Origin of the sequence: Dyadobacter alkalitolerans DSM 23607 (assembly GCF_000428845.1) — a bacterium.
GTDB lineage: Bacteria > Bacteroidota > Bacteroidia > Cytophagales > Spirosomataceae > Dyadobacter > Dyadobacter alkalitolerans.
The window spans coordinates 21,616-33,884 of the sequence record NZ_AUAS01000025.1 but is presented as its reverse complement, the minus strand read 5'-3'; the positions used below and the strand labels follow the sequence as shown (position 1 = coordinate 33,884).

General features: G+C 50.8%; 5 protein-coding genes. All 5 read left to right on the top strand.

Annotation, left to right across the window (positions count from 1 at the left end; translation table 11 throughout):
* The coding region (locus G395_RS30525) for a T9SS type A sorting domain-containing protein (protein ID WP_169720089.1) at window positions 1-744 on the top strand (744 nt) is incomplete at its 5' end.
* 215 nt (window positions 745-959) lie between these two features.
* The gene (locus G395_RS0125715; RefSeq protein WP_026632658.1) at window positions 960-6,986 is read left to right on the top strand and encodes an Ig-like domain-containing protein; all 6,027 of its coding nucleotides are present in this window, start codon (window positions 960-962) and stop codon (window positions 6,984-6,986) included.
* 208 nt (window positions 6,987-7,194) lie between these two features.
* Window positions 7,195-7,875 carry an aquaporin Z gene (aqpZ, locus tag G395_RS0125705; protein WP_026632657.1) on the top strand — a complete coding sequence of 227 codons (681 nt, stop codon included), beginning with the start codon at window positions 7,195-7,197 and terminating at the stop codon, window positions 7,873-7,875.
* Window positions 7,876-8,060: 185 nt separating this feature from the next.
* Window positions 8,061-8,537: a response regulator gene (locus G395_RS0125700; RefSeq protein ID WP_157486825.1), complete on the top strand. Its 477-nt coding sequence runs from the start codon at window positions 8,061-8,063 to the stop codon at window positions 8,535-8,537.
* Window positions 8,538-8,866: 329 nt separating this feature from the next.
* Window positions 8,867-11,617: a DUF6923 family protein gene (locus G395_RS31395; protein WP_084439872.1), complete on the top strand. Its 2,751-nt coding sequence runs from the start codon at window positions 8,867-8,869 to the stop codon at window positions 11,615-11,617.
* Window positions 11,618-12,269: the final 652 nt, after the last annotated feature.

The window sequence follows — 12,269 nt, the reverse complement described above, 5'->3', positions numbered from 1 at the left end:
GCCACAAGTGTGCGCCTTCTAACACCAGGCACACTGGAACGCGTTACAAGCTTGACCATCGACGATCAGGGTCAGTACACGGTCGATTCTCTCACTGGGGTTGTTACTTTCACCCCGGAAGCGGGCTTCAGTGACACTACATTTGTGGACTATGTGATTACAGATGGGAATGGGCTGGAATCAATCGCCACGATTTCGGTTATTGTTGACTGCCCATTACCTGTTAAATTGGTAGCATTCGATGCGCAAAAGGAAAACAATACAGCCCGGCTTACCTGGTCAACAACCGAGGAAGTCAATTCGGACCGTTTTGAAATCGAGCGCAGCGCAAGCGGCAAGGATTGGAACAAGATCGGCATGCTTTCTTCGCATGGAGAAAGCGTGGTACTCCGCGAGTATTCCTTTGTTGATGCCAGCCCGCTTAGCGGACAAAACCTCTACCGCCTGAGAATGGTAGATAAAGACGAAACGTTTGCGTATAGCAGCGTGCGTAATGTGACTTTTGCTAAGCTTACCCGCCTTTCTGTCTACCCTAACCCGGTCTCGGATAGGTTCCATATTACCGAGCACCAGCAAATCAAGCAAGTTGCTATGCACAACCAGCGCGGCATGAAAGTCTTCGGCAGTCAGGGGCTCACATCAGAAGGCATTGATGTTAGTCGGCTAATGCCAGGCCTTTACACTGTAACCTTGACCCTGTTTGACGGCACTATCAGCACACACAAGGTAGCAGTTACAAGGTAACGCTTCCAGTCATCGGGCGGCAATGTGCTGCCTGATGACTATTTTTTTTCACGTAACACTAATTTATGGACCCAATCCTTTACCCTCACGGCTTCCCTTAGGTTTGCCTTTCCACTGCTGCCTTAACGCATTCAATCTATTAGCTATGCAATGATAAGGCAGCAAACTAGCAAGCGAAGCTACTTACCAATTTCAAACCAAAAATTACCAGTACTATGAGAAAACAGGTACGAAACACCTGCACCACAGCAAGGGGGCGGCATAGCTATGCCGGCTCCGTGCGTGGTGGCAGGCTTACAAGCATGCTGCAAAAAGCAGTGCTGTTTATCTTTTTATTGATTGGCGCCTTTACAGCCCGGGCCCAGGAGGTCGGCATGGAATGGGCAAAGATGTTCCAGGAAAATGCGGCCGGTGGTGGTGTGCTAGGTTACGGCGTGGACACTGATGCGGCCGGCAATGTGTATGTAAACGGTTATTTCCAAGGAACCGTTGATTTTGACCCAGGGCCCGGTGTGGCCAATCTTGTCGGGTCTGTTACCAACCCAAGCGCATTTATTGTCAAACTTGACCCTAATGGTAATTATATCTGGGCAAAACAGGTTGGCAACCCGGCTGCTGGCGTTACCGCATACGGTATCAAAGTCGATGCGGCCGGCAACGTTTATTCCAGCGGCCAGTTGGGCGGAATAGCTGACTTTAATCCCGGCCCTGGTGTCCACAACCTGTCGTCAACAAATGGCCTGGGAGACGGCTATATTTTAAAGCTGGACGCGAACGGTAACTTTGTGTATGCGCAAAGGATGGGTGGTCCTGGTACCGAATACGCCTATGATATGAACCTGGATGCGGCTGGCAACCTGTACCTTTCTGGATACATAGAAGCAGGCACAGCCACATTTGGTTCGCTAAGCATCACTTCTGCCGGACTCTCCGATGGTTTTGTCACCAAACTAAACCCTGCGGGGGCCTTCCAATGGGTAAGGCGCATTGGCGGGGCTGGCGCCGACAATACGAGTTCACTGGATGTGGATGCGGCTGGTAACATTTATGTAGGCGGGGCAGCAGGCGCGGCTACTACTGGAATGGCAACCCTGCCCGGCGCTGGCGCATATGCCATCAAGCTGGACGCTAACGGGACAACAATCTGGTCGAACCTTTCCACTGATGCAATTAGTTTCCGCGGTATTGCCGCAGACGGCAACGGGAATGTGTATGCTGGTGGTGTCGGTGCGACCACTAACCTGGTTATGCTTAATAGCAGCGGCACCAGGGTATGGGCAAAAAAATCAGGGGTAGGCATTGGCAACATAAAGGTAGGCCCTGACAACAGCATGTATCTGGGTGGCGTCTTTGATGCCGCCACTTCAACGTTTGGCTCATACAGCTTGCCATTTGTAGGCGGGCAAGACATGTATGTTGCCAGAATGAATGCAGCCGGCGATGTCGTGTGGGCGAAAGCATTTGGGGGACCTGGTATTCAATCGGCTTTTTACCTTTCTGCTGATGTGGCAGGCGAAGTGCTTGTGACGGGTTACTTTCAGCAGTCCATGGACGCTGACCCCAACGAGTGTGTTTATAATTTAACTGATGCTTTTCCAGCAACCGGTGTTAATGAGGCGTTCTTAATCAAACTGACCGAGAAGCCCTTTCCGAATGGCTTCGCTGTGTCCCCCAGTACGCTGGGCCAGTTGACACAGTCAGCTTGCAGCCTGGGTATCCCGGATATAATTACTGGCAATGCGGTGGGTGTAACAGCCCCATCGGGTTATAGCACCACCATCGGCTACCAGTGGCAAAAAGCAACTAGTGCTTCGGGCCCGTGGACAAATGTGGAAGGGGAAGTCTTCAAGGATTTGCAGCCGCTATCATCCAGCGAGACGCTTTACTACCGCCGTATCGTGCTGGCCAAAAGCTCGCTTTGCCGCTTTGACTCTGTGGGCACCTCCCAGGTAGCTGTGGTCAACATCGGGGCTAATGCAGCGCCGGTTGCCAGTGCCAACGGCCCGCAGTGGTACGTTTGCGGTACCGGCAATAACACGGTTGCGCTTACAGGCTCAGCCACAGGTGGAAGCGGTACTTTTGGCTACCAGTGGTACCAGGGAAGCTCCAACGGGGGCACGCTGGTAGGCTCTGCTGCCGCCTTTACAACTCCGGCCGTTACACAGGCAACAACCTTTACCTTAAAGGTTACAGACGCTTCGGGCTGCGTGGATACCGACCAGGTAACCATCGTACCTGCCACAGCCAACGCAGGTACTGATAAATCCTTTTGCCAGGGAAGCGGTGGCGTGCAGCTGGGAACAGCGCCCGTTGCCAGCCCATCAGTCAATTACGCTTGGACGCGTATGTCGGGCAGCGATATCAGCAGCCTGAGCTGCACGAACTGCGCCCAGCCGATTGCCAACCCTGCCATATCCAGTGTTTACCGCCTGACGGTAACGGTTACCAAAAAGGATGGCACAACCTGCTCGACCTTCGATGATGTGATCGTCCTGCCCGTCAACGCCCCAGGTAACACAGCTGCTTTTGCAGGTGCAGACCGCACGATCTGTATCAACTCTTCCGTGCAGCTTGGCAATATAACTGACGCTACCTATGCCTACACCTGGACGCCGGGCCAATACCTGAATGCGACCAATGTGGCCCGCCCTATATTTACGGCCGGCTCATCAGGCCTTCCTGACTGCTCGGTGAACTACACTGTTACAGCAGTCAAAAGCGGTTGCAGCTTTGTCGACGAAGTAAAAGTTGCCGTATTGAACTCGGAAACTTCTGATACCGATGATACCGAGTGCGGCCCGCGCTGGGTTACCCATGAAGGCTTTGACAACTGCGCCCAGGCCGTTTATGCATGGAGCATTGTCAGTGGTAACGGAGCGGTTTTGCAGACCCGGAATGGCGGTGAAGATGCCTACCTGAAAAGCAATGTAGGCACTACTGTCTTCCGCCGCACAGTGACGTTGAACGGGGTTTCCTGCTCTTCGGATGTAAGTATCGTTGTTTGCGGTGGCGGTTGTGACGTTGAGATTGAAACAATCTCTGAACAAGGGTGCCCTAAGGTGTTCCCGGGTGAGCAGCTGCGTTTAGCGCCAGTCGGTCACGCAGGCGCCACAGACTGGAACTACCGCTGGAGCCCGGCCAACCTGGTCGATAATGCCACCGCGAAAGAAGTCCGTGTGCTGACCAGCAGCCCTGCCACGATCACTTTGACGATTACAAATAAATATGATGCCTCTTTGGTTTGCTCAGAATCCATCGATATTAACCCTGCCGGTGCAACCAAGCCTACTGTTGTCCTGGATGATAAAATTGCCTGCTATAACAGCCCGACAGCGATCGGTTCTTTGGTCGGTGGCGGCTTTAATTACAGATGGTCGCCGGCTACCGGTCTTAACGACACGACAGCTGCCAACCCGTTAGCGACTTTGACCTCCGAGCAGGAGTATATCGTCGAAATCGAGGATGCCGCTTTTGGTTGCAAGACCATCGATACGGTAAAAGTTGGTGTAGCGCAGGTAACAGCCAATGCGGGCATTGACCGCACTGTTTGTAATGGCGCAACAGTTACGCTGGGCGCAGCAGCGCCGGCCGGTACCAACTGGACCTACGCATGGGAGCCTGCGGGCGCTGCCTGGACCAATGGGACAACGCCTGACATGCCACAACCCCAGGTACAGTTCTCTGCAACAGGTAGCCAAACCTTTAAAGTAACTGTTACCGACCCAGCTTCCGGCTGCTCGGCCACAGACGAAGTGACATTGAAAAACGAGTTGACGCCAGGAGAGTATGCAAGCCGGGCCGATACGATCTGCCAGGGGGAAACCATCCAGCTGGGAAGGGCCGCAGAACCAGGGGCAACTTATCTTTGGACAGGCGAAGGGCTTAGCTGCACCACCTGTGCAGACCCAATTGCAACCCCTACCCAGACGACGACTTACAGTTTGCAGGTTAGCTACCCGGGCTGTACTGCACCGATGGTCGATCAGGTGACTATTACCGTCAACCCAGTTCCTACTGTGACGCTTAACGATGCAACAGCATGTTCTGCGGCAGCTGTGCCTATTGGTTTTGGCGCAAATGGCAACCCTGCGCCGATTGCTGGCGCAACTTACCTGTGGTCACCATCAACTGGGTTAAACAGTGCCACCGCTGCAAACCCATCTGCCACAGTAAGCCAGCGCACCACTTACTCGGTAACAGTAACGCTTCCAGGCGGTTGCACCTTCACTGATGAGCTGGTAGTAACCCCGAATGCTGGCGCTGGAAGCGATGTTTCCATCTGCCCTGGAGAATCCACGCAGATCGGTACAACAGCCATTGAAGGCGCTACCTACGCATGGACTGGTGCTGGCATTGTTGGCGCTGCCAACGTGGCCCAGCCAACAGTGAAGCCGGCTGCAACAACAACTTACCAGGTAACTGTGACCACTGCAAGCTGCACGAGCACTGACCAGGTAGTCGTTACTGTAAACACGCCCGTTGCTTTCAACATTAGCGGTAATACTTCGCTTTGTGTGGGTGGCAACACCACCCTGAGCCTGGTCGGCGCCCCTGCTGCCGGTACTACCTGGCAGTGGAGCCCAACGGCTGGTGTGGCCAGCCCCAATGCAACTTCAACAACCATTGCGCCTGCTGCAACGACAACTTACCGGTTAACGCAGACAAACCTTGCAACCGGTTGCAGCAACTTCAAAGAGGTAGTTGTAGTGGTAAGCCCTAACACGATTACAGCAAGCAGCACACCGCTGGCTATTTGTGAAGGGGAAAGCGCGCAGCTGCCATTGAATGTAACTTCTACCGGTACCTATCAATACGTATGGAGCCCGGCTATCGGACTTTCCAGCGCCTTTGTGGCTAACCCAACCGTAAGCACAGGCACTGCCCGTACTTATCAGGTAACAATCACGGATGCAGTCTCTAAATGCCAGCTTGTACAGTCGGTGCCTGTCAGCATCCGCCCTGCCGCAGAATGCTTGCCGCAAGTCGCACTTCGGGGCAATGTCTTCCATGATGCCAACGGGCTTACTGATGTGAGTGTAAACACGACTTCACAGGAGCCTATACCAACAGGCCTGTTCGTATCACTGCTCGGCAGCGACGGCACGGTGCTGGCCACTGTACCGGTTGGCGCTAACGGCGCATATGATTTTGGACTTGTTGACCCCGCTACCTACGACATCGTATTGCACCAAACACCTGGCGGTTCGGCTACCCCATCGCTGCCAGCTGACTGGATGAACACAGGTGAAAACCTGGGTGCGGGCGTGGGAAGCGATGCTGCCGTTGGCGGTATTTTGACAGGTGTGACCGTATCTAATACGGATGTGACCAACGCCAACTTTGGTATCCAGAAAGCGCCAGAGGCCGATCCGTACCACCGCATTATAGAGCAACCAGAAGTGGACGAGATTATCAACCTGAGCGGTGATCTGCCTGAGCTGAGCGGAACTGACTTCGAAGACCAGCCAGGGGGCGGCTCGCTAGGCGGTAAAACCGTTGTGATCACTACCTTGCCAACCAATACCATCCTGCTCTATGACGGGCAGCCAGTGGTAGCAGGCGCTGAGATCAGAAACTTCGACCCGCTGAAATTGCAGGTGCAGTTTACCGAAGCAACCGTTGGTGATATCAATACCTCCTTTGAGTATGCTTACGTCGATGTTGCAGGCGTTCAGGGGCCACCAGCCATTTATAGCCTGGAATGGAGCGACCCGCTGCCGGTTACCCTGGCTAGCTTCCAGGCGCGCCTGCGTGAGCAGCGTACTATCCTGACCTGGGCAACGACCGATGAGACGAATTCAGACCGTTTTGAAGTGGAGCACAGCGTAAACGGAAAGAACTGGGTGAAAATAGGCACTGTACTGGCAAAAGGCGAAAGCACTGTAAGGGTGAACTACTCATTTGAGCATAGCAGCCCGGTGAATGGCCAGAACCTGTACCGCTTGAAGATGATCGATGCCGATGAAACTTTTGCCTACAGCAGCATCAGTCATGTCCGCCTGGATGTACATGCGCTGCTGGCTACCTATCCAAACCCGGCAACAGACAAGCTTTTGATCCGCAACTACGAGCAGGTTAAAGAGGTTGTCCTGCATAACGTCAGCGGCCAGAAGGTCTACCAGAGCAGACAAATCGCTGCCGAAGGGATCGATCTTACCAGGCTGCAACAGGGGATGTATACTGTCACAGTAACACTGCTTGACGGCACTACCAGCACACACAAGGTAGCCGTTATTAAATAATGCTTTCAGTAGCGGGCGGCTAGTAGCCGCCCGCTACCTATTTTTTATTTAACGCACACCTAATCATGGAAAAAACTACAAATAAGCAGCCGACGGGCATTGACAAAAAGGATTGGGCAACGATGCTGGTATTTACAATCCTGCTATCGCTGGTGTATGTTGCCAGAAAGCTCTGATACCCTCTATTAATATAAATCAACCTTTGACTATGAAAAAATACGTTGCAGAATTTATCGGCACCTTTTGGCTGGTGCTGGGCGGGTGCGGAAGCGCTGCCCTCTCAGCCGCTTTCCCAAACGTAGGCATCGGCCTTTTAGGTGTATCGCTTGCATTCGGTCTTACTGTGCTGACAATAGCTTATTCTTTGGGCCACATTTCCGGGGCGCACCTGAACCCGGCAGTTTCGCTGGGGCTTTGGGCCGGGGGCAGGTTCGAGGGCAAAGATTTGCTTCCCTATATTGTTTCGCAGGTCCTGGGCGGAATTGCCGGGGCGGCTGTCCTGTACGTAATTGTTACAGGCAACGGCAGCCAGATCGGGGATTTTGCCGCTAACGGATATGAGGACCACTCGCCAGGGGGCTACAGCATGAGTGCGGCCTTTTTGACAGAATTTGTGATGACTTTCATTTTCCTGATCATCATCCTGGGCTCCACCTACCCTTCTGCGCCTTTTGGCTTTGCAGGGATTGCCATCGGTTTGGGCCTCACATTGATACACCTGATCAGTATCCCAGTCACTAATACATCCGTTAACCCTGCCCGCAGTATCAGCCAAGCATTGTTTGTAGGTGGATGGGCTACCCAGCAGCTATGGCTCTTTATTGTCGCCCCGCTAGCAGGCGCTTTCCTAGCAGGAATCTTCTATAAAGTTGTTCTTGCCCGCGACTAAGCCACTATCGATTTAGATAGAACCGTTATGTAATGCAGATATTCTCCCGGCAAATGCCGGGAGAATATTTTTTTGCAGGCACTTTCAATCTTAATAGGTCAACCATAAAATAAGATCTTACTATATTTCGTATATTTATATCTGGCCCAGACTTAAAACAATATCACACAACCTGTTAATCAATAATGTCAACCATTGCTGTCATCGACCTCCAACCTCTATCATGCATGGGTGTACAGGCCTACCTGCAAAATTTGTTGCCCGCTAGTCAGTACCAAACTGCCTACACGAAGGAAACGATCCATGATCTAGTGCTGGGTACTGAACTGGACCTTGTCATTTTAGGCCTTAACCGGGAAAGCCCTGCGCTAACCACTTTTTTGACTGAAAAAATACTTGCTGCCGGACCACAGGTGCCGGTGATTGTATTGTATGAAATTTTTGATGTTGAACTCTTAAGGCATTTTGGAAACCATGCTGTAACAGGCTTTATTGCAAAGGACAACGACTCTATGGAGATTGATAAATGCATTAACATCGTGCTTGCCGGCAACTCTTTTATGTGCCAAAAAAGCAGCCAGTATGTGATTGCTGCCTTCGCAGACAATGCCAAGCAGCCAAGAAAGCCCACTAAAAAGAAAGTCGCTTCAATTGCTTACTAAGGAGCAGGATAACTTTAACCTGTGTTTCTATTATATTTAAACGATGCTTATTTGTGCGTCGTCTTTTTTTCTATACAACTACTTCGCATTTCCTTAGAACGTATAATATATATCGTTAGCGTCAAAATAAATGTAGAGGATCGAAAAATTATGATTTTCCTGCATTTGCCGATTGCCTAGATTTGCACCGCTATACGCCAACTACATCGCCCGTTTATTTTACCCCTCTTACTTGATCATTTGAATACTTGGAAATGGCCTTGCTGTGTCCCTTGAAATCGAATGCACTTTTAAACGATAAGTATTTATTGTCAACTTAAAGAACACTTATGAGTAAACATTTTCAAAGCCTTTTTCAAAGTGCTGGTAGCAAATTCAGGGTTATGGCCCTGGCTTCTATTATGGCGCTACCCGCGTATAACGCCTTTGCCCAGCAGCCTGCTTTTAACTGCTCTCAGGCCAGCTATGTCATTGGTAACCGAAACATAGGAGGTAGTAACATCTCTGATGGTTATACGCTCGACCTTGCCACCGGCGAGTCAACTGTGGCCAAATCACCATTGATCAGTTCCGGCAGCGCATTTATCAATGCAATCGGTTATAATACCGTTGACAACTACATCTGGGGTTACAGAAGCGGCACCAGCCAGCTGGTACGCATTGGCAGCGATTGGTCTGTGGAATTCTTCAATGTTACTGGTCTTACGGGTAGCACCTATGCTACCGGGGATGTAAGCCCCGAAGGCGTGCTCTATCTCTACACCTTTAATAGCACTTCTTTCACCAAGATTGACCTCAACGCAGGATCTGCAAATTACTTGATAGCCCAAACCGTTGCAACGACCGGCACCCAGCTCAACGACTGGGCATTTAACCCTGTTGATGGCAAGCTGTATGGCTTTGGTACCAACAAGACACTATACCAATTTGACCCTGTTTCCGGTACACGCACTACATTAGGGGCCGTTACAGGCGGCGGCATTGAAACCGCTTCCTATGGCGGCTCCTTCGGTACGGCTTTCTTTGACTCGGACGGCAATATGTTTGTCGGCAACAATGATAGCGGTGCTATCTTTAAGATCTCGGTCCCACTAACCAACCTGACAGCCAGCCTGTTCTCAACCGTTGGCATTACACCTGGTGATGGCGCACGCTGCGCTAATGCAGCCGTTCCAGTACCGCCCCAGGCCGTTAATGATACGGCGGCCGTTGCCTGCGAAAGTGCTGTGATCGACTTGCTGGCCAACGATGTGGCAGGGGATGCTGCCATCGTGCCGTCCTCCGTGCGCCTTATTACGCCGGGGACCTTAGAGCCTGTGAGCTCGCTTTCTATCCCTGGTCAGGGCAGCTATCAGGTTGACCCAGCCACAGGTGCAGTAACATTCACCCCGGTGGAAGGGTTTGTAGGCACTTCTTCTCTGGCATATGTGGTAGCAGATGCGGACGGGCTTGAAGGGCAGGCTAGTCTGGTCATTACCGGGAATTGCCCTGCCCAGCCCACATTTACTTGTTCTGAATTAAGCTATGTAATAGGTAACCGTAACATTAGCGGCTCCAACATTTCTGATGGATATACCCTTAACCTTTCTACGGGTAGCGCTGTCCTGGGAAAGCAAGACCTATTGACAGGCCCCAATGCTTTTATTAACGCCATCGGGTATAATGTCAAAGATAATTATATCTGGGGCTTCCGCTATAATACCAACGAACTTGTCCGGATTGGAAGCGACTGGTCAGTAAAAACCTTCCCTGTGACTGGCTTTGCCTCCCCTGTTCCTGGATACGCAACCGGTGATGTAAGCGCTGACGGCATCTTGTACCTGTATGCTGCCAACACGGACCAGATCGCCAAAATCGATTTGAACCCGGGCTCAGCGAATTATCTGACAGCAGTGACCGTGCCCACCACGCCTACTAACCTGAACGACTGGTCGTTTAACCCAATCGATGGCTTGCTGTACGCATTTGGCACAGACAAGGTCCTTTACCAGTTTGACCCTGTGACCGGTGCCCGTACCACGCTGGGGCCTGTAACCGGCGGCGGCATTACGTCCCAGGTAAGCTCATTTGGCACAGCGTTTTTTGATGAAAGCGGTGACCTTTTTGTGGGAAACAATCAAAGTGGCGCCATCTTCAAGATCTCCGCGCCGCTTTCTAACCTGACAGCTACTTTATTTTCGACAACTAACTTGTCTCCTGGGGATGGGGCCCGATGCGCAAATGCAACTGTGACCGACCCGCCAGCTGCTGTTGATGATGCGGGCACGACAACTTGCACTGCCACCACTGTGGATATACTTGCCAATGATCTGGCTGGCTCAGCCCCTATCGTGCTCACAAGTGTGCGCCTTCTGACGCCCGGCACGCTGGAACGCGTTACAACGCTGACCATTGACGACCAGGGACAATACTCAGTCAATCCTGCTACTGGGGTTGTTACTTTCACTCCTGAAAACGGCTTTACTGGTACCAGTTTAGTAGACTATGTAATCACTGATGAAAATGGCTTGGAATCGATAGCAACAATTTCAATCACTGTTGACTGCCCATTACCTGTTAAGCTGGTAGCATTTGAAGCGTACAAGGAGAACAATACAGCTCAGCTTACCTGGTCAACAACCGAGGAAGTGAATTCGAACCGTTTCGAGGTTCAGCGCAGTAGCAATGGACAGGTTTGGTCTACAATCGGTACAGTGCGCTCAAATGGCGAAAGCAATACGCTTAAAGAGTATAACTATACGGATTTATTGCCTGCAAAAGGCCAGAACCTATACCGGCTTAGAATGGTCGACAAAGATGGCACATTTGCTTATAGCCGGGTAAGAGGCCTGAACTGGGAAAAAGCGTTTAGCGCCTATGTGTACCCAAACCCAACCACTGACCGCCTGTATCTGGATTTAACCAGTGATAAAACAGTGGACAATGCCTGCGTGGTCAATGCAGCGGGTGCAACAGTAGTCAGACTGAAAGCCGCAGACAAGTATGTCGATGTCAAAGGACTCCCTGCCGGGATGTATATCCTGAAAATAAGCTATCGCGACGGCTCTGAGAGCAGCTTTAAGTTTTTGCGTGGCAAATAATAAGACCATTAAAGGCACTTGAAGGCGTTAGCCCGATGGTAGATCTAGAATCCATTACACCTTTCCAGCGTTGTTGGAAAGGTGTTTTTTGTTACTGTAGGTAGCGGCTAACTCTGATGCAAGACACTGGGCACATGGTGCCTTGCAAGCCATTGTCGGAAAGATTTGACATCCTCTGGCTGAAAGTGCAAAATCTCGCCGCTATCAAGAAGTATTATGAAAGTATCGCCTACCTGCAAAAAACGGACAACTTGTGAGGGATAATAGTCAAAACCTGGAAACGTGTTGTTTATCTCACGTGTATTTCTCCTTAAAAAAAATTTCATAACCCTCCGTTACAACATAGATCTCAACCGTTGAGCTTCATGCAAGCAAAAATAAGTTGCAAAGAGGCTTTTAACAGTATCTGCCAACCGCTAATAGTCTGCACCCAGTTCAATAATTAAACATAACTAATTGATTATCAATATATTTTTATAGTTTTTTATTGGGTATTGGTGTGAACAATCATAAAAAATCTACAAGCAAGTAACCTGTCCAGCAATTATCTTTGTTTAGAAGGCTGTGCGCCTTCTAAACGTTGAGTATATTTCAAACACCTTCTATTGCTTCGATGGAAGGTGTTTCAATTTAAAATCGCTTAAAAGCTTTT